Genomic DNA, 17,361 nt, shown 5'->3' on the forward strand with positions numbered 1-17,361 from the left:
GTCATCTCCAACCGAACCAACCTACAGGACAATAAAATGAGAAATCTTCTTTTGACGACAAGCTTCGCGATCGCGCTATCAGCACCGGCCTTTGCTGCAGGTACACACGACGGCGGACATGGGGAGACCAAGCCAGCCGCAATGATGGTCGGCATGCCGGGTGACGCCGCCAAGGTTGACCGCACAATCGACGTCACTTTGCTCGAAAACGATGAGGGCCAGATGCTGATCGAGAGTGAGCCGATGAATATCAAGGAGGGCGAAACCATCCGCTTCAAAATCACCAACAAGGGTGAGCTGGAGCATGAATTCGTCCTCGACACGGTAGAGCGGAATGCCGAGCACAAGATCGAAATGGCCAAGATGGATATGGAACACGACGATCCGAACCGTATCCGTCTCGATGCGGGCGCGTCGGGTGAGGTTGTCTGGACTTTCGCAAATTCTGGTACGTTCGAAGCGGCGTGCCTGATCCCTGGCCACTACGAATCCGGCATGCACCGTGAGGTCGCAGTCGGTGACCAGATGGCCCAAGCTGACGTGGAATACACGAGCGGGACCATCAAGAAAATCGACGCCAAGGCCGGCAAGGTCACAATCATCCACGGCCCTCTGGTCAACCTCGATATGCCCGCGATGACCATGGTGTTTCGCGCCGACGAAGCAATGATGGCCAAGATGGCGGAAGGTCAGGGCATCGAATTCGTCGCTGACCGGGTCAAGGGTAAACTGACCGTCACTCAGATGAAGTAACTACAAACAATGGGGTCGGTGGTAAACACTCCGGCCTCATCGCCTTGATCGCTTGGCCCAAGAAAACAAGAAGATCCCATAAAATCAAGCGCTACGGAGGTAGCCGAGCATGAAGAATTTCCTGAGAACCTGCACCATCGCCCTTGCGCTCGTCCTTCCGGCTTTTTCAGTGGGCGCTTCCAGTGGGAAGGGCCAGCAGCCTCACGCCCGAGCCTTTGAAATGCCTGGCCATGATCCGATCGGGAAACCCGGTCATGGCTCCTCGATCGACAGGACGATTAAAATATCCATACGGGAGACGGAAAGCGGCTACATGCTTTTCGAGCCAGACGCGATCCAGATTGAAAGGGGGTCGGTCATCCGGTTTTCGATCGGCAATGCCGGCAGACTGGATCACGAGTTCTTTCTTGGCTCCTTTGACGAGGTTGCAGAACACCAGCAGTGGATGCGCGAACATCCCGATATGCAACATGACAACGCCAATTCAGTTTCTATCCCTAGTGGACAAAATGCCGAGTTGATCTGGGAGTTCTCCGATATGACCAACCTGGAGTTCGTATGCTTGATCCCCGGCCACCGGGAAGCGGGCATGTGGGGCGTCATCATCGTGCACGATCACCTTGCGCCGAAATCCAAGGGCTAGACTTTTCCATGTCACTCTTGGATAGATATCACGTGTTTGTACATAACGTATCTGCCGCGTTCGGATACGACTACAACGATGCCACGCCAGACTGGGTTCACCCGTTCATTCATCTCATACTGGTCTTGGCGCCTGCGCTGCTGATCAGTGTTGGCTTATATCTTGCAATTCGCGGCGTTCTGAAGCTTTGGAAGGACCGCAGCACGCCTGCGTTCCACGCAGAGCCCATACGAGGGCTCGAAGGAAGTCTTTTCAGCACCGTCTTGCGCTATTCGAGAAGGCAGCAGGCGTTGATGATCGTGGTTAGCCTCATCGCGATGCCTATTCTCTATCTGACCCTGGAACTGCCAAAACAGATCGTGAACAACGCTCTGGATTCCGACCGTTTCACGATCGTCGTTCTGGGACGAGACCTCGATCAGGTCGTTTTCCTCATACTTCTTTGCGGTCTCTATCTTCTGGCGATCATCCTGAATGGGTTAAACAAATATGGCCTAAACGTCTTCAAAGGGTATGTCGCGGAGCGTTTTCTGCGGCGCTTCCGCCTGCTGGTCTATCGGCAATGGCGCAGCGATCCAGACTCCGGAAACCAAAGCGAGATCGTCCCTATTCTCGCACAGGAAGTCGAGCCCATCGGTGGCTTCGCGGCGGACGTCCTTACGCTGCCAATCCTGCAAGGCGGTACGCTTTTGACGATCCTGTTTTTCATGTTCGTTCAGGACCCTGTCTTGGGTGCCGCAGCACTGACCGTACTGCCAATTCAGCTTGTGCTGCTGCCCAAGCTGCAACGCCGGGTCAACGCGCTTTCGCGCACCAGGATCAAGGAAGTCCGACAGCTTGGCAGGCAGCTCAGCGATCAATTGCGCCAACGGCAGGTCAATTCGGCCGGGCTGCTGCCAGTGAGTGCAAGTTTTAGAGAGCTTGAGCACGTGCGCAGGAAGATTTTCCGTCTGAAGTTCTTCATCAAGGCCCTCAATAATTTTCTGACCGCGCTAACACCGTTCTTGTTCTATTCTCTAGGCGGATACTTCGTCATCGAAGGTCGCATTACACTCGGCGCGCTGGTGGCCGTCCTGGCAGCACACAAGGACTTCTCGGCACCGCTGAAAGAGCTCTTCAGTTACTATCAGACGCTGGAAGACACGCGGATCCGGTACCAGGAAATCACCACCTTTTTCACTGGATCGATTCAGCGATCGGAGAAAGCTCAGGCAGACAACCCCACGCTGGAAGAGGTCAGCCAATTCGAGGAAGCCACACTGAGATACCCGGCTTTGTCTTTGAAGAGACCGGGGGGTGATCGCAACATCATGAAGGACTCTGTTAGAATGAGATGGGCAGCGATATTTTTTGCTCTGGTCGCCGTTGCTGCGACGGGATGGTATTTCAAGCAGCAGACCGACTCCCAAACGGGTACCCGGATTGAGGAGGGCATCCAGCACGCCGGTCTCATCGAGCCCGAGGCGGGCGACGATCCGGCCGTACCCATCGATAACTGCTGAAATGCCCGTGTTGGCCGCGCGAACCAAAGGCAGCCCCTCTTCGACCGCGCGCATCCTGGCAGAGGCCAGATGTTGCCGGGGACCGAGAGACGCACCGAACCAAGCGTCATTGGTGGCGTTGAATATCCAGTCCGGACGCGAAGCGGCGTCTACGACACGTCCCGGAAAAATGGCCTCGTAGCAGATCGAAAGGCCGACCGGAGATAAACCGGGTAGCTCAACGGTCTGGGGGCCGGTACCGGGCGTGAAGTCCCCAAGCCCTGCGGTCAATCGCTGGATCGGAAGAAAACTCCGCAGGGGAACGTATTCCCCGAACGGCACGAGGTGATGCTTGGCGTATCGCGTGACGATCTGTCCGGTCTGATCGACCGCGAGGATCGAATTTCTGTAGCGTGTGCCAGTGCCGTCCGACTCGCGCGTCTGTGCACCGGTCAGAAGAACGCGGCCCTCAGGCAGACGTTCGGCAATTCGACCCAACATTTCAGGATTCTCATCAAGATAACCGGGAAATGCACTTTCAGGCCAGAGAAGGACGTCGAAGCTGCCAGACTGCGCAGACAGGTCCAGATAGCGGGATATGTTCCGTTCGCGGAAGGCGGGGTCCCATTTCTCCGTCTGAGGAATGTTTACCTGAACGATCCTGACGGTTGTGTCTGTTGGCGGTGTGGTGGCCATAAGGCGAACCGTGCCGATGGATCCGGCACTCGCCACGACCGACATGAAAACAAATGCGGCGAACGTATTGTGCCGACGGTTCCGCATGAGGAGCGTTACGGGCAGGACCGACAGCAGAACTGTGAGGAGGCCAAGTCCGTAGCTGCCAACCCATGCCGCCGTCTGGCGCGGAACATCGTAGTCGGCCCATGCATAGGCGATCAGGTTCCAGGGAAAGCCTGTCAGCACGGTGCCGCGCAGCCATTCCGAAACCGACCAGCAGACCGCGAAGATCAATGCGCCGGAGACACCTTTCGTCCTGCTCCATGCGAACGCTGCCATTGCCGCCGCCGGGAACAGCGCAAGGCCGGCGGCCAGTCCAGCCACCGCAGGAACGGCCATCCAGGCGAACCGCTCCGCGTCGACGAAAAAGCTCTCCGCGATCCAGGACAATCCGAACAGGAAGTAGCCAACGCCGAACGCCCATCCGGCAAGTCCGGCCCGCATGCGGCTCTCTCCGAACGTGAGGAGATACAGCGCGCCAAACGCGACGGGCAAAAGCACCGGCATCGAGAATGGTGGCAGAGCGAGAACCGCCAAAGCGCCGAGGCCGAATGCACAGAATGTGAGGATGATACCTGACATTCCGGAAATGCGGAGAACAGTGATGCCGATTGAAATCACCGAGATCTATCTTGAGGTTGCGGACGCAGCGACCTTTTCGCGCCCCGAGAAGATCAGCAAAATCCCGACGCCGCAGACCACGAAGACATCCGCGAGGTTGAACGCTGGCCAATGCGCCGTTCCGAGATAGAAATCCAGGAAGTCGGTCACACCGCCAAAGCGAAAACGATCCACGACATTCCCAAGAGCGCCGCCGATCACCATGCCGTAGGCAACCGCCTCGGCTGCCCGCGTTGCCCGGATTAGCGATACGGCAAGAAACAGGACGATGGTGGTGGCGACCAATGCAAGGAGCCACCACGGCACATTCTGAAAGAACCCGAAGGTCACGCCGTAGTTGCGGTGGAAGATCAGGTTGAAGCCGGGGAACACAGCGACGCCGGGGGCGAGCGTTTCCGCATTCGCGAGCACGAACGCCTTCGATGCCTGATCGGCGGCGAGCGCCGCGACAGCTGTGCAAATGCCAAGGGAGCGAATTGCCATGAATCACCCCAACCAGACATCTAGGAACAGCATGACGACGAGGCCGATCGCGAGCCCGGTCGTCGCCTGCTTCTGGTGGCCGCTGCGATGGGTTTCCGGGATGATCTCGTGGCTGATGACATAGAGCATCGCGCCCGCCGCAAAAGCCAGACCCCAGGGCAAGAGAGGCTGCGCCACGACGATCACCGCGGCACCAAGAAAGCCCGTGACGGGTTCGACCAAACCAGTCAGTGCTGCGATGCCGAACGCACGGCCCGCCGAGTATCGCTCGCCCAGTAGGGCGACTGCAACAGCCAGCCCTTCAGGCGCGTTCTGCAATCCGATCCCGAGAGCGACGGGAAATCCGCCTGTAAAACCGTCGGCACCGAACGCGACGCCGACGGCCAGACCCTCTGGCGCATTGTGGATAGTGATGGCAATGATGAAGAGCCACACACGTCGTAGCGAGACGGCCTCCGGGCCCTCACGACCGCTGCTGAAATGCTCGTGCGGTATCATTTCGTTCATCAGGGCGACCGCACCCATGCCCATCAGGATCGCGATGCAGACGATCAGTGCAGGTATCGCACCGTCTCCGTATCGCCCCTCTGCCGCGTCGAGGGCGGGGATGATGAGCGAGAAGAACGATGCGGCAAGCATGACCCCGGCAGCAAAACCGAGCGAGATATCGCGCCATTTGCGCGAGGGGGTCTTGCCCAAAAGGACGGGCGTCGCTCCGACGGCGGTCATCAGACCGGCGGCGAGACTGCCCAGAAAGCCGAGTGCGACAGGCGAAAGTGTTGCGACCTGCTCCACTTCAGCTCGCCGGATAGGACGAGAAGACTTCGGTAGTGCCGTCCGGTTTCACCAGAAAGACGTCGTAGGCTTCGGCATCGTCGCCGAAATCCATGCCGGGCGAGCCGATGGGCATGCCGGGCACGGCAAGACCGATGGCGTCGGGACGTTCCTCAAGCAGCCGGGCGATGTCGGCTGGCGGAACGTGGCCTTCGATGGTGTAGCCTTCGACAGTCGCCGTGTGGCACGAGAACATGTCGACAGGGATACCCCTATCCATCTTCAGACGGATCAGCGCGCCGCCCAAATTCTCACCTTCAGGAGCGAACCCGGCCTCGGACAGCTTTTCCATCCAGGAAAGGCAACAACCGCAGCCGCGCGTCTTTCCGACGTGGATAGCGGTCTGCGCGGTCACGGCCGTCGCGGTTACGATCATAAGGGTTGTGGCGGCCAAGGTTTGAAACCTGTTTTTCATCGGAATTCCTTTCAAATCAGTCATGTGTCTTCGCGAAGAAAGGTCGCGAACCGTGTGCGCGTCTCTTCAAGGATTTCAGTGGCATCCGCAGTGTCGAAATTTTCCGCAGAGGCGAGCAATTCCTCCCCGAGCGGATCGATAGGTCGGCCGTCCACGCGCACTTCGTAGTGAAGGTTCGGAGCTGTCGCCGTGCCTGTCTCACCGACCTGGCCAATCGTTTCGCCCGCGACCGCGCGGTTTCCGACGGCCAGACCCTCCGGCACAGCGCTGAGGTGCGCATAGCGGGTCATTGTGTCTGACCCGTGCGCGATCTCGACCACCCGGCCATATCCGCTCCGCCATCCGATGAAGGAGACCCGTCCGGGTGCGGTCGCTGCAATCGGTGTCCCCGCAGCGGCGGCATAATCGACACCTGTGTGCATCCGCATACTGCCATAGATCGGATGCTTGCGCTGCCCGAAGACCGACGACAGTCGTGCGCCTTCCACCGGCGGCGCGACCGTCCGCAGGATTTCACCATTCAAATAGACCGTTGCCCGCCCGCTGTCTTCGGCTGACCAGAGGATTTCGAAGCGGTCGTCGGCCAGATCGAGGGCCGCATAGGAGATTGACGGTTGACCGACCTCTGAACCATCGCGAAGGACGGTCTGACCCCAAAGGATATTCAGGGTCTCTCCGCCTTGAAGATCCCTGCGAAAGTCGACCGTTTCCCCGAGGATTTGTGCGAGATCGACGGCAAAACGGGCCGGGACGCCTGCTCGATCCAGCGAAGCGTAGATCGACCCGTTCACCAGCAACTGGCTCGCACGCTCGACTGTCAACGCGCTCGGCGTTACCGTCCGACTCGCAATGGTGTCGTCCAGGGTGACTTCGATCCGCACGCCGTCATCGACAGCCAACGTCACAACGGATGGCGTGCCGTCCGGGCGAAAGTCGACGCTGAGACGATGGCCCGGTCGAAGGCGGCGCAGGTCGTATTCAACCGTCAGTGCCAGTGCGACTTCGGTCCGTGTTTGCGCATCCATGTCCGCGAGAGAGAGAAGCACGTCCAATGTGTCACCCGCCTCGACCGTCGCCTCCCAAGGCGGCGTGGCGAGGGCCTGAACAAGCGCCATCAGATTATCTGGCTCGGCCCGTTCGAGTGCGGGAAACTCAGGCGGCTGAAAAGCGGCCGGAAGCATATTCGGCATCGTCTCGCCAGATGCGTTGACGCCTGGTCCATCGAGAGGTTCGGGTGGACTGTCCAAGGCTTCCGGAGCCTCGGAAAAGATGTACTCGGGCGGCGCCTCCAGGATCAAAGCCCGGCTCGCTATCGTGCTGACCGCTGCCGCGGCCATTGTCGTTCCCAGAACGATATGTCTCAGTTTCAAGATTCTGCCCTCTCGGTTCTGTTCTGCATCGCGCGCCTTATCTTCGGCACGGCGAATTCGCGTGGTTCGTGATAGTCGATGGTGGTGACGAAGCGACCTGTCGCATCGAACAGGAAAACACCCGCCGTGTGGTTCATCGTATATTCGCCGTTTTCCCCCTCAACCTTCTCATAGGTGGCACGGAAACCATCGGCGATGGCCGCGATCTGGTCTGGCAAGCCCGTCCATCCTTGTATCTGCGGATGGAAATACGAGACATACTCGGCCATGGTCTCGACCGTGTCGCGGTCCGGATCTACGGTGATGAAAACGGTATTCAGGTCTTCGGCGTCCGGCCCAATCTCGTCGAGCCATCCGGAAATGTCCGAGAGGGTCGTCGGGCAAACGTCGGGGCAGTAGGTGAATCCGAAGAAGACCAGACTCGGCTCGCCGATGAGGGTTTCCGGGCCGACATCCCGACCATCCTGATCCGTCAGGCTGAATTCCATAGCAGTCAGCGGTAGAGACCGCTTGCCCGGCGCGGAGTCAGCGCCAGGCCCATCTACCTGCCACCAGCCGACAAACAGGGCGGCAAAGACCGCCGCCGCTCCGATCGCTGCGATTTTGGCCACCCTCATCATCAGCCGGATCAGCCTTCGGGGCCGCGTGCGCCGATGCCAAGGACCGGGACGGTGATTTCAAGCTCTGTTCCATCGGAAAAGAGCAGGGTCAGCGGAAAGGTCTCCCCCTCGACGAGCGGAGATTGCAGTTGCATCAGCATGGCGTGATATCCGCCGGGTTCAAGGGCGAACATACCCCCGGGCGGGATCACGATATCGTCCGCCGGAGCCATGCTGCTGACGCCGTCAGAATTGGTTCTGGTTTCGTGGATCGAAGCCATGCCGGAGATCTCCGCGCGAAGACCGATAAGGGAGATCTGATCGCTGCCCTCGTTCCGAACGGTCAGATAGGCCCCGCCGGGCCGCGACATTCCAAGGCTCGCGCGCGCCCAGGGGCTCTCGACCACAATCGATGCGTTCTCTGACAACTGCTGCGCTGAGGATGCCATTGGCAAGCCCATCAGAAGAGCGACAGACAGGCTCTGGATTGCCTTTGCGAAGGTTTTGAACACGTTGGGTCTCCTGTTCGTTCTAGTTTGTTGCCGCAGCCTCGACTTCGGCTTGGACGAGCGACAAGAGCTGCTCCGCACCGAACTCTGGCAAAGGCTTACCGTTGACGAAGAACGTCGGTGTGCCTTGGATTCCGACAGCTTCGACGTCTGCCCGGTCTTGATTGAGGACGCCGACGATGCTGGGTGACATGATCTGATTTGCGGCGGCGTCTGTGTCCAAGCCCGCCGCTCCGGCGATCTCCATGATGCGCTCAGCTGCCGGAGCGCCGTGAGAGGCCCAGGCGGGCTGATTTTCAAGCAGCGCTTCCAGCACGGGAACAAAAACGTCCTGCAACCGGGCCGCTTCCAGCACCTTGATTGCCAGCTCGGACCCCTCGCCGTGGAACGGAGTGTAGCGCATGACGACGCGCACATCGTCGGGGTATTGCGTCAGTATCTGCTTCACGATGGGATGGAAGGCGCGGCAGGCCTCGCAGGCCGGGTCGAAGAACTCCACGATGGTCACTGGCGCATCCTCACGCCCGAGTATGGGAGAATAGGACCGAACAAGACGATCCTGTTGTTCCAGCGGAGCGGCTGTCGCCACCGGGGTCGGATCGGGGCGCGATACGAACCAGGCACCAGCCACGAAAACGGCCAGTACCAGAGTGAGTATCGCGAGCAGAAGTGTCTTTCGGTTCATATTGATATCCGTCGAAGTTGAATGAGAAGGACAAGGATTGCCCCGAACGTCAGCAGGGAGAGCAGAGGGATTGGCAGGCCAAGGATCAGCATCGCGTCATCGGTGCAGGATGGCCCGGACGCCGTGCAGGGGACGATCGGCGCCGGCACGATCCCTGCGTAAAGCAGGGAATGGTAAAGGGCGACGGCACCACCCAGAACCGCGAGCGGCGCGGCATAGCGCCAGATCGAGAGGTCGGCGCGCCACGCCGCCACCCCGAGGATGATCGCGAGCGGAAACATGAAGGCACGCTGGAACCAGCACAGATTGCAGGGGGTCTGCCCCAGAACCTCTCCGATGAAGAGCACGGCAAGCGACGCGGACAAGGCGACGAACCATGCCGCGAAGAGGAAAGCTACCGGTCTCGCGGCGCGTGGCGTTGCGTCTGGGCCAGCTGTCACGCGCCGATCCTTTCGCGAAGATCAGTAACGATCAGTCTGGGTTCCTCGTCGTATTCGTAGATGCGGACAAATTCGCCTTCCGGATCGAAGAGAAGGAAGGACGACGTATGCCCCATCGTATAGCCGTCGGGCGCCGAGGCTTCCTCGATCTTCTGGTAGTAGATCTTGAAGGTCTCGGCAGTGCGTTCGATTTGGTCCGGCGGTCCGCTCAACCCAAGGATTCCCTGACCAAACTGGGGAACGTAGTTGGCCAGAGCGCTTGGCGTATCCCTTTCAGGGTCGACCGTGATGAACAGGGGCTGGACGGCGGAACCTTGGGTGCCGAGCTCGTCCATGACCTCCGCGATGGTTGCGAGCCCCATGGGACACACGTCGGGGCAGTTCGCAAATCCGAAAAAGACGAGCATCCAGCGCCCTCGGAAATCCTCGTCGGTCTGCACCATACCGGTATGGTCCGTCAGCTCAAAATCCGCAGTGAAACTCTCGGCCTCAGGATCAACACGCGCGGCGACCGGTCCCTGATTGCGTTCAGTCATCCAAAGCGTGGCTGACACCGCCGCAGCGACAACCACTGCCGACCAGAGAACTATCCGGACCTTCTTCATTGCTTGCGCTACCCACCTGTTCAGTTTGTTTGTGCGCAGGATACAAGCTACAGCAGATAGAGGTTCAAGCGAAAAGTTACTTTTTGTTGTCCGAAGTCACGCCAAAGTGAAACCTTTGTCTTTTCAATGGAGTTGTCTCTTCAGTAAGCTACAGTCTTTGTAGATTGAAGGATCGCACATGCTGGCAATCGGAACACTCTCGCGGAGAACCGGAACCAAGGTTCAGACGATCCGCTACTACGAAGAAATCGGTTTGATGAACGAGGCCGGAAGGACCGCAGGCGGCCAGCGCCGTTACTTTGAAAAGGACCTCGACCGGCTGGCTTTCATCCGGCACTCACGCCAGCTCGGATTTTCGCTCGACTCCATCCGGGAGCTGCTGGACCTCTCGGACAACCCGTCCCAATCCTGCGCGGAGGCGGATTCGATCGCGCGTCGGCAACTCCACCAAGTCGAACAGCGGATCAAGCGTCTGCAAGCGCTTAAGAAGGAATTGAAACGCATGGTCGCCGAGTGCGACGGTGACAGCGTTGCGGAGTGCAAGGTTCTGGAGGTCCTTCGAGACCATGCGGAATGTCTCACCGAGCACGACGAGATTGGGGCTTGAACGCCGCAATTGCCTATCTGCTGGCTGCTGTCGCGGAGATCAGCGGGTGTTTCGCCATCTGGGCGTGGTGGCGTCTTGGGGCATCACCGCTCTGGCTCGCACCCGGCATAATCGCGCTCGCGCTTTTCGGCTGGTTGCTGGCGCAGGTCGAAACCAGCGCAGCGGGCCGCGCTTTCGCAGCCTATGGCGGCATCTACATCGGGGCCTCCATGCTCTGGATGTGGTTCGTCGAGGGCGAGCGACCTGACAGATGGGACTTCATAGGGACGTCCATCTGTTTGATCGGTGCCGCGATTATTCTTTCGGTGCCCAGAGGGACGTAAATAAGCTATTTTGGATCTACAGTCGCTAGAGGTTCTATATATCTTATTGACAGCTGCATCCGAAGAGGGCGTTTCTGCCCCCTTTCTTAGAAATCGAAAGGTTTGCCAGTTCGATGGTCGAAAGCGAATTCAGCGGGAAGAATGAAAAAGAGCGCCAGACGCTCTGGATTGTTCTCGGTCTCAATCTCGCAATCGCTGCGGGGTTCTTCGCCACGGGAGCTATCGGCGATTCCAGCGCCCTGATCGCCAATGGTCTCGACAACACATCCGACAGCCTCGTCTATGGCATCAGCCTTCTGGCCTTGTCCCGGTCGTCGAAGTGGAAGCGGGGTGCCGCGAACGTATCCGGCGGATTGCTTCTGATCTTTGCGGTTGGCATTCTGATTGACGCTTGGCGGCGCTATGTCGGCGGTTCCGAACCGCTCGGAACTCTGATGATCGCAATGTCGCTGATCGCTGCGGTCGTCAACCTCGCCTGCATCTGGCTGCTCGGGCGACTGAAGGAACCGGACGTGAACATCCGGGCCGCCAACACCTTCAGCCTCAACGATTTCGCATCGAACGGCGGCATCCTGATCGCGGGCGGTCTCGTTTGGTGGTTGGGCAGCAACTGGCCCGACCTCGTTGTCGGGGTCGCGGTGGCTGGCATCGCGGCGTGGGGCGGCATAGGCATCCTGCGGGACGCGCATGACGAGCATCACAAGGCAGTTCACAATCACCAACCAGAATAGTCTCTCGCGTCGCGACAAGATAAAGGTTGAAGCTACAGTTACTGTAGAAACCATCATCTCTGTATAGTTGATTCTAGGAAACGCTCATGACCCCTGTTGACCCGCTGCTTTCGTCGACGCCACTCTTGGATGTCAGGCATCCTTCACTTGCCGCTCTGATCGCCGACCGGGGGTGGGGAACCTTGCCGTTGCATGATCGAATTGGTGCAATCTACGACTTCGTGCGAAACGAGATCGACTTTGGCTATAACCGCGCCGACGACATTCCTGCCTCTGAAGTACTCGACGACAGGTATGGACAATGCAACACGAAGGGAACGCTGCTGATGGCGCTTCTACGCGCTGTCGGCGTAAGATGCCGCTTGCACGGCTTCACAATCCACAAAGCGTTGCAACGGGGCGTCGTGCCTGAACTGATCTATCCGATCGCACCCGCAGAAATCCTCCACTCATGGATCGAGGTCGAGACCGAGGCAGGATGGGTCGATCTTGAGGGCTTCATCCTCGACACACCCTTCCTGTTGGCCCTGCAGCGGTCGTTTCCCGAGACACGGTCCCTATGCGGCTACGGTGCCGGGACCGACTGCTTGAGCGCACCGCCAGTCGGATGGACGGGGGAGAGTACATATATCCAGAAGACCGGCATCGCCCGCGATTTTGGAACATTCGATAATCCTGACATGTTTTATGAGCACCATCGTCAGGCGTTTGGCCCCCTGCGCGACTGGATCTATCGGCACCTCATTCGCCATTGGATGAATGCCCGCGTCAGGGCGATCCGCGCTGGTCGTTTGCCAAGCGTTCCAGGGCTCAGCCGGCCAAACCACGGCCATGAGGAGGCTTCTCGTGCCGCATGATCATGCCCATATGGAGCCTAAAGAAGGCGACCGGCGGGTTGCCATTGCCATCTGGGCAAACGGCCTCCTGACGGTCGCGCAGATTGTCGGCGGGATACTATCCGGCAGCCTCGCGCTGATCGCGGATGCCATCCACAACTTCTCCGACATGGCGTCGCTCGTCATCGCATTCGGCGCGCGCAAGATCGCGCGCCGCACGGCCGATGCGAAAATGACCTTCGGATATGGCAGGGTCGAGATCGTCGCCGCGCTTATCAATTATACCTCGCTGATCATCATCGGCCTTTATCTGGTCTATGAGGGCGCGATGCGGTTTGTTGATCCGCCCGAAGTCGCGGGTTGGACCGTGGTCATCCTGGGCAGTGTGGCGCTGTTCATCGATACCCTCACCGCGTGGCTGACCTATTCGATGCAGAAAGGCAGCGTGAACATCCGGGCGCTGTTCCTCCACAACCTCAGCGATGCGCTGGCGTCTGTGGCCGTGATCGTCGGTGGCGTTCTCATCCTTCTCTACGATGTCCGCTGGGTTGATCCGGCGATCACCATCGGGATTGCCGCCTATATCCTCTGGCTCGCCTTCAGCGAGATCGGTGGCCCGATCCGCACCCTGATGTTGGGAAGCCCGCCCGATATCGACACGGACAAGGTTATCGCGGCCGTGGAGGACGTGGACGGAGTCGAGGAAGTTCATCACGCACATTTCTGGCAGATGCAGGAGCATCGTGCGGCGCTCGATACCCACGTCGTAATCGCCGAGGACCGCTGGGATGACCTCGAAAACATCAAGACGGCAATCAAGACCCGCCTCGACGAGGAATTCGGGATCGACCACTCAACGCTGGAGTTTGAACGCTCAGCGACCAAACATCGGGACGCAGACAGGTATGGTCATGGGTGACCTCAAAACCGTGGTTCTCGTGCTGGGTTGTGCGGCCAATCTGTTGCTGGTCGCGGGTATACTCTGGTCCATGTTCCAACCGGAGCGACGAGTCTGGCCGCCGATTCACTCTACAGGAGCCCACAAGATTGTCGTCTGGGGACTTACGTGCGTCGGCTTCGGATCTGCCATCGTTTTGGCTCTGCTAGAATGGGGTGAGCTCGACTTCCCATGGATCATACGTTGGGGTTTAGGGCTTTGTCTGATCGTTCTGGGCAATGCCGTTGTCTGGTCCGGTGTGATGCAACTTGGGATGGCGGCGACGAGTGGTGATGAAGGCGTTCTGCGGACCCGTGGCCTTTACCGGTTCTCCCGCAATCCTCAGTATGTGGCTGACATGGCGATCCTCATCGGGATCGGACTGCTCTCCGCCTCGATCCTCGCGTGGCCAGTGATTATCACCGGCGTTACTGCATTGGCACTCGCGCCCTTCGCTGAAGAGCGCTGGTTGATTGATCGCTACGGGGACGCTTACCGAGCCTACCTCCAAAAAACCCGCAGATTTCTTTGATGCCATGACCGAGTTCAATCTCACGGGTTTGTGAGCAGAAGCATATTGAAGCTCTAGCGGGTGTAGGTCTTAGAACCGGGAAAAATAACGAGACCAGAGGTTTTCTTGATGAGACGAGCTAACGACAGACCGTTCACACGCCGGACCGCACTCTTTGGTGCAGCAGCAAGTGGGTTGGTTCTCGCGACCAGTAGGGCCATGGCACAGACAAGCGATGGTCTGGCGGCACCGGCGGTGCGGAGCAATATTTCCGGGTTCAGGGTTGCATCTTGGCAAGACCATTTCGACGATCTGAGAAACGGCGCAATCCTCTGCGACATCGACTCCCGCGCGGTCCAATTCTGGTCGGAAGACGAAAGCATCTACAAGCTCTATCCGTCCAGCGTACCGCTCACAGAGGAATTGACTCGGCGCGGATATAACACGGTGGTTCGCAAGGTAGATGGCCCGAGCTGGCGACCCACACCTTCGATGAAGGAGCGCAATCCCGAATGGCCGGATTTCGTTGGCCCTGGCCCCGACAACCCCCTTGGAACAAACGCCCTTTATCTGTCATGGCAGTACTACCGCGTTCACGGCACCGGTGACACGCGCAAGATCGGTCGGCAATCGTCGAACGGCTGCATCGGTCTCTACAACGAACATATCGAAGAATTGTTTGGATTGGCAGAGGTCGGTACTCAGGTTAAGTTGTTCTAAAGGCGGAAATTTTTAATATGCGTATTCATCTTGGCTTACTCGTCCCAGCAGCGTTTTTGCTGGGAGCGTGTTCGGCTTCATTCACTGAAACACCCGAAACCGCACGGAGCGGACAATTGCCAGAGGCGGTCGTCGCCATGGCGGCGACGGGGCAGGATCTTCAGTCGGCAAGACTTTTGCCGGAAGACGGCTGCTATTGGTATCTGCACAACGGCCCCGTGGAAGCGACGTTGCTGCCGCTGCGAACTCCCCGTGGAAACCCGATTTGCACGGCGCCTGCCGCATAATCGGGTTCAGGTAATCGAAGTCACCCCGAATCATTAAACTTTGCACAAGCTTTGCACCGATGGCGCGTCGGTAGACGACCTCAGCTTTCTGCCGTGACGCTTTCCTCGGCCGAGTAGAGGAAAGCCGTCGAACCAATGTCAACGTTGGGATAAAGATCGTTTATGTGCGCCATGACCATTCTGACGCAGCCGGAACTCGCACGACCGCCGATGCTTCTCGGCTGTGGCGTACCGTGAATGCGGAGATAAGTATCCCGGTCGCCGAGAAAGAGATAGAGAGCTCGCGACCCAAGCGCATTCTTAGGTCCGGGCTCCATACCGTCGGCGATATCAGCGTAGAGTTCTGGGTCGCGGTCGATCATGTTCTGCGTCGGCTGCCAATGGGGCCATCTGACTTTGCGCTTGATCGTGTATGTACCTGGTTCGTACAGATCACCACGAGCAATGGCGACGCCATAGCGCATGGCAGTCCCGCCCTCCTCGATGTGATAAAGGTAGCGCGCAACCGCATCGACATGAATGTCGCCCGGTGTCAGCCCGTCTTTCGCGGCCACCCGGGTCGGGAGAAACCGCGGATGTAAGCCCCAGGGGTTCGAGGTTGCCGGGTCAAAGCCGGGCGGCGTCACCTGTGCGTCCCAGGCAACCTTCTGCGCTTCGGTCGGCCAGGTATTTGCCAGCACCGGGCTGGCAACCGGGGCAGAAAAGAGGGCGGCGGTGGTCATCACGAAATGTCGTCTAGTCAGCATACTATACTCTTCCAGCTTTGTCTGGCGAATGCCGTGACACGAGAAACGGCGTTTGATGTACGATAAAACCTCTACCAACTAGAGCTTCAAGGAGTTTCTTTTGACACAGATTGATTGCTCGGCTTCTACATCTTGTCGCGTGGTCGATGGCGATTATTCGAACACTTAATGTAAATTTACAGTCGTATTTTACATAACCTTGATTATGCGCGTAATACACTTTGCGTTGCAATAGTATATTATTGGAGGTAAGGTGGCTCCCGACAAAGGGTCCCCTACCATGCGCTTTCAACTTAGACGACTGTCTCTATGCCTAACCGCTGTAACCGCTTTGGTAACCGGTGTGCTGCCGAGCACCACAAAAGCACAAACCTATCCAATCGACTGCGCAATCCTTCTCTGCCTGTCCGGCGGTTGGCCCGCTTCCGTGCCCTGCAGCCGTGCCCGTGCCGAGTTTATCCGTCGCATCACGCCTTGGCCTGTGGAGCCACCACTGCAGATTTGGCGCTGTCCCATGGGCGCATCTTATGAGACCGAACGGCATCCGAGCAATGTAAACCGAATCTTCGAAGCCTTTCTTCAAGGCGAGGACTATTCGCCCCGCCAATCGTTTCCAGGCGATGATGTTGCCGTCCAAGCAAGATCAAAAAATGCCGTTTGGCCCTCTTCAGAAACCGGAACGGATGCCATTCCGGCAGACTTCGTGCTTCGCCTCGTCGAGGATCGGGCGGACATCGATATCAGCGGTCCGGAGTTCAATTTTGTCCGATCCATTCGCGTCTTTGATGTACGGTATGCGCGACAGCACGAGTCCGGGCGCGATGGGGACTGTAACCGAAGCGCGACCGTGGTCCTCGGCACTTACGGGACCCAAGGCGATTTCACTTGGCAGAGGTCTTCCGTCACTGCCCTTCCTTCGGCTCACGTAGGCCTTGAACGCTGGGGCGAGCATTGCCCTGGCATTTATCACCGATCCGTCTTCGTCGATTGGCGTGACTATGAGGGTAACTACGGGTTCGAGCAGGTGAACTACTGACCTGCCGCCACGTAGATTTGTCTCGGAAGACGGCTTCTTTGACGTGTACGGCCGCACCGCGTACGCGTCGCGGTCCACATGCTGTTTGGCGTTTCGGCAAATACCGCAGGTTTGCACTCCTCAACCGCCGTCGCCACTTCGCATCCGCGTGAGTGCATCGAAGTCGATTTCGCGCTTCTCCGCGTCCTTCAAATCAGGCTGACATTGTCCAACCCGTTGCGGGCCGTTGACATCCCACATCACCGCCAACGCGCCCGTATTCCAACGATATACCCAACCGACGACACTACGCTCATCTGCCCCGATCAAATTCGCAATCGCGACGCCTTCTGACCTGAGCCCCAAGTTTCCTCCACCTAGCGGAGAGTCCTTGGGGTTGGTTTGATGGCCCTACGCGGCCAGTTTGTCCATCGTTCTTTTCTCAGCAAATTCTCTGGGCGTCAGGTTTCCG

22 protein-coding genes and 1 pseudogene are annotated in these 17,361 nt (G+C 58.5%); 12 read left to right on the forward strand and 11 right to left on the reverse strand.

Features of this window, described 5'->3' with window-relative positions; translation table 11 throughout:
* Positions 1-36 precede the first annotated feature (36 nt).
* From P2081_RS18270 to P2081_RS18280, 3 genes and pseudogenes are all read left to right on the forward strand, one after another.
* A complete protein-coding gene (locus P2081_RS18270) occupies positions 37-753 on the forward strand; it encodes a copper-binding protein (RefSeq protein WP_024099368.1) in 717 nt (238 codons plus the stop codon).
* Positions 754-862: 109 nt separating this feature from the next.
* Complete coding sequence (locus P2081_RS18275; protein ID WP_024099367.1) at positions 863-1,396, forward strand: cupredoxin domain-containing protein; 534 nt, start codon at positions 863-865, stop codon at positions 1,394-1,396.
* Positions 1,397-1,713: 317 nt separating this feature from the next.
* Positions 1,714-2,202 (forward strand): annotated as a pseudogene (locus tag P2081_RS18280) (ABC transporter ATP-binding protein); the annotation flags it as partial.
* A gap of 210 nt (positions 2,203-2,412) precedes the next feature.
* On the opposite strand, the gene lnt reads toward P2081_RS18280, so the two are convergent.
* The 10 genes from lnt to P2081_RS18330 all read right to left on the reverse strand — a co-directional run bounded on the left by lnt (position 2,413) and on the right by P2081_RS18330 (position 10,176).
* Positions 2,413-4,236 carry an apolipoprotein N-acyltransferase gene (gene lnt, locus P2081_RS18285; protein ID WP_438826547.1) on the reverse strand — a complete coding sequence of 608 codons (1,824 nt, stop codon included), beginning with the start codon at positions 4,234-4,236 and terminating at the stop codon, positions 2,413-2,415.
* Positions 4,237-4,242: 6 nt separating this feature from the next.
* Entirely contained in the window at positions 4,243-4,719 is a 477-nt protein-coding gene (gene lspA, locus P2081_RS18290) for a signal peptidase II (RefSeq protein ID WP_024099364.1), read from the reverse strand.
* Positions 4,720-4,722: 3 nt separating this feature from the next.
* Complete coding sequence (locus P2081_RS18295; protein ID WP_043939879.1) at positions 4,723-5,448, reverse strand: ZIP family metal transporter; 726 nt, start codon at positions 5,446-5,448, stop codon at positions 4,723-4,725.
* Positions 5,449-5,515: 67 nt separating this feature from the next.
* A complete protein-coding gene (locus tag P2081_RS18300; RefSeq protein WP_438826548.1) occupies positions 5,516-5,968 on the reverse strand; it encodes a DUF411 domain-containing protein in 453 nt (150 codons plus the stop codon).
* 20 nt (positions 5,969-5,988) lie between these two features.
* Positions 5,989-7,338: a M23 family metallopeptidase gene (locus P2081_RS18305; protein ID WP_024099361.1), complete on the reverse strand. Its 1,350-nt coding sequence runs from the start codon at positions 7,336-7,338 to the stop codon at positions 5,989-5,991.
* Entirely contained in the window at positions 7,335-7,958 is a 624-nt protein-coding gene (locus P2081_RS18310; RefSeq protein WP_007120867.1) for an SCO family protein, read from the reverse strand. The genes P2081_RS18305 and P2081_RS18310 overlap by 4 nt, the downstream gene beginning before the upstream one ends.
* An 8-nt stretch (positions 7,959-7,966) precedes the next feature.
* On the reverse strand, positions 7,967-8,398 hold the full coding sequence (locus tag P2081_RS18315; RefSeq protein WP_043939878.1) for a copper chaperone PCu(A)C: 432 nt from the start codon (positions 8,396-8,398) through the stop codon (positions 7,967-7,969).
* Positions 8,399-8,468: 70 nt separating this feature from the next.
* Entirely contained in the window at positions 8,469-9,131 is a 663-nt protein-coding gene (locus P2081_RS18320; protein ID WP_024099359.1) for a DsbA family protein, read from the reverse strand.
* Positions 9,128-9,571, reverse strand: a complete 444-nt coding sequence (locus P2081_RS18325; RefSeq protein ID WP_024099358.1) for a disulfide bond formation protein B — start codon at positions 9,569-9,571, stop codon at positions 9,128-9,130. Before P2081_RS18325 ends, P2081_RS18320 begins: the two co-directional genes overlap by 4 nt.
* A complete protein-coding gene (locus tag P2081_RS18330; RefSeq protein WP_024099357.1) occupies positions 9,568-10,176 on the reverse strand; it encodes an SCO family protein in 609 nt (202 codons plus the stop codon). Before P2081_RS18330 ends, P2081_RS18325 begins: the two co-directional genes overlap by 4 nt.
* Positions 10,177-10,354: 178 nt before the next feature.
* Here P2081_RS18330 and P2081_RS18335 point away from each other — a divergent pair, with 178 nt between their 5' ends.
* The 8 genes from P2081_RS18335 (at position 10,355) to P2081_RS18370 (ending at position 15,128) form a co-directional block, all read left to right on the forward strand.
* The gene (locus tag P2081_RS18335) at positions 10,355-10,783 is read left to right on the forward strand and encodes a MerR family transcriptional regulator (protein WP_024099356.1); all 429 of its coding nucleotides are present in this window, start codon (positions 10,355-10,357) and stop codon (positions 10,781-10,783) included.
* On the forward strand, positions 10,750-11,106 hold the full coding sequence (locus P2081_RS18340) for a YnfA family protein (RefSeq protein ID WP_024099355.1): 357 nt from the start codon (positions 10,750-10,752) through the stop codon (positions 11,104-11,106). Before P2081_RS18335 ends, P2081_RS18340 begins: the two co-directional genes overlap by 34 nt.
* A 113-nt stretch (positions 11,107-11,219) precedes the next feature.
* The gene (locus tag P2081_RS18345) at positions 11,220-11,837 is read left to right on the forward strand and encodes a cation efflux transmembrane domain-containing protein (protein WP_024099354.1); all 618 of its coding nucleotides are present in this window, start codon (positions 11,220-11,222) and stop codon (positions 11,835-11,837) included.
* 86 nt (positions 11,838-11,923) lie between these two features.
* Positions 11,924-12,694, forward strand: a complete 771-nt coding sequence (locus P2081_RS18350; RefSeq protein WP_024099353.1) for a transglutaminase-like domain-containing protein — start codon at positions 11,924-11,926, stop codon at positions 12,692-12,694.
* The gene (locus P2081_RS18355; protein WP_102888820.1) at positions 12,684-13,592 is read left to right on the forward strand and encodes a cation diffusion facilitator family transporter; all 909 of its coding nucleotides are present in this window, start codon (positions 12,684-12,686) and stop codon (positions 13,590-13,592) included. The genes P2081_RS18350 and P2081_RS18355 overlap by 11 nt, the downstream gene beginning before the upstream one ends.
* Entirely contained in the window at positions 13,585-14,142 is a 558-nt protein-coding gene (locus tag P2081_RS18360) for a methyltransferase family protein (protein ID WP_024099351.1), read from the forward strand. The genes P2081_RS18355 and P2081_RS18360 overlap by 8 nt, the downstream gene beginning before the upstream one ends.
* A gap of 198 nt (positions 14,143-14,340) precedes the next feature.
* Positions 14,341-14,841: a L,D-transpeptidase gene (locus P2081_RS18365; protein ID WP_244462819.1), complete on the forward strand. Its 501-nt coding sequence runs from the start codon at positions 14,341-14,343 to the stop codon at positions 14,839-14,841.
* A gap of 17 nt (positions 14,842-14,858) precedes the next feature.
* The gene (locus tag P2081_RS18370) at positions 14,859-15,128 is read left to right on the forward strand and encodes a hypothetical protein (protein WP_024099349.1); all 270 of its coding nucleotides are present in this window, start codon (positions 14,859-14,861) and stop codon (positions 15,126-15,128) included.
* 80 nt (positions 15,129-15,208) lie between these two features.
* Here the strand turns inward: P2081_RS18370 and P2081_RS18375 are convergent, their stop codons facing one another.
* Complete coding sequence (locus tag P2081_RS18375) at positions 15,209-15,874, reverse strand: L,D-transpeptidase (RefSeq protein WP_024099348.1); 666 nt, start codon at positions 15,872-15,874, stop codon at positions 15,209-15,211.
* A 280-nt stretch (positions 15,875-16,154) separates the two neighbouring features.
* Here P2081_RS18375 and P2081_RS18380 point away from each other — a divergent pair, with 280 nt between their 5' ends.
* Complete coding sequence (locus tag P2081_RS18380) at positions 16,155-16,910, forward strand: hypothetical protein (RefSeq protein ID WP_244462818.1); 756 nt, start codon at positions 16,155-16,157, stop codon at positions 16,908-16,910.
* Positions 16,911-17,361: the final 451 nt, after the last annotated feature.

This window comes from Pseudophaeobacter profundi (assembly GCF_029697505.1).
GTDB classification, from domain to species: Bacteria; Pseudomonadota; Alphaproteobacteria; order Rhodobacterales; family Rhodobacteraceae; genus Pseudophaeobacter; species Pseudophaeobacter profundi.

Excerpts from the sequence above, each read along its gene's own strand:
- P2081_RS18270 (WP_024099368.1), top strand. The coding sequence starts at position 37 with ATGAGAAATCTTCTTTTGACGACAAGCTTCGCGATCGCGCTATCAGCA.
- P2081_RS18275 (WP_024099367.1), top strand. The coding sequence starts at position 863 with ATGAAGAATTTCCTGAGAACCTGCACCATCGCCCTTGCGCTCGTCCTT.
- lspA (WP_024099364.1), bottom strand. The coding sequence starts at position 4,719 with ATGGCAATTCGCTCCCTTGGCATTTGCACAGCTGTCGCGGCGCTCGCC.
- P2081_RS18295 (WP_043939879.1), bottom strand. The coding sequence starts at position 5,448 with ATGACCGCCGTCGGAGCGACGCCCGTCCTTTTGGGCAAGACCCCCTCG.
- P2081_RS18300 (WP_438826548.1), bottom strand. The coding sequence starts at position 5,968 with ATGAAAAACAGGTTTCAAACCTTGGCCGCCACAACCCTTATGATCGTA.
- P2081_RS18310 (WP_007120867.1), bottom strand. The coding sequence starts at position 7,958 with ATGATGAGGGTGGCCAAAATCGCAGCGATCGGAGCGGCGGCGGTCTTT.
- P2081_RS18315 (WP_043939878.1), bottom strand. The coding sequence starts at position 8,398 with ATGGGCTTGCCAATGGCATCCTCAGCGCAGCAGTTGTCAGAGAACGCA.
- P2081_RS18320 (WP_024099359.1), bottom strand. The coding sequence starts at position 9,131 with ATGAACCGAAAGACACTTCTGCTCGCGATACTCACTCTGGTACTGGCC.
- P2081_RS18330 (WP_024099357.1), bottom strand. The coding sequence starts at position 10,176 with ATGAAGAAGGTCCGGATAGTTCTCTGGTCGGCAGTGGTTGTCGCTGCG.
- P2081_RS18335 (WP_024099356.1), top strand. The coding sequence starts at position 10,355 with ATGCTGGCAATCGGAACACTCTCGCGGAGAACCGGAACCAAGGTTCAG.
- P2081_RS18340 (WP_024099355.1), top strand. The coding sequence starts at position 10,750 with ATGTCTCACCGAGCACGACGAGATTGGGGCTTGAACGCCGCAATTGCC.
- P2081_RS18345 (WP_024099354.1), top strand. The coding sequence starts at position 11,220 with ATGGTCGAAAGCGAATTCAGCGGGAAGAATGAAAAAGAGCGCCAGACG.
- P2081_RS18350 (WP_024099353.1), top strand. The coding sequence starts at position 11,924 with ATGACCCCTGTTGACCCGCTGCTTTCGTCGACGCCACTCTTGGATGTC.
- P2081_RS18360 (WP_024099351.1), top strand. The coding sequence starts at position 13,585 with ATGGGTGACCTCAAAACCGTGGTTCTCGTGCTGGGTTGTGCGGCCAAT.
- P2081_RS18365 (WP_244462819.1), top strand. The coding sequence starts at position 14,341 with ATGGCACAGACAAGCGATGGTCTGGCGGCACCGGCGGTGCGGAGCAAT.
- P2081_RS18370 (WP_024099349.1), top strand. The coding sequence starts at position 14,859 with ATGCGTATTCATCTTGGCTTACTCGTCCCAGCAGCGTTTTTGCTGGGA.
- P2081_RS18375 (WP_024099348.1), bottom strand. The coding sequence starts at position 15,874 with ATGCTGACTAGACGACATTTCGTGATGACCACCGCCGCCCTCTTTTCT.
- P2081_RS18380 (WP_244462818.1), top strand. The coding sequence starts at position 16,155 with ATGCGCTTTCAACTTAGACGACTGTCTCTATGCCTAACCGCTGTAACC.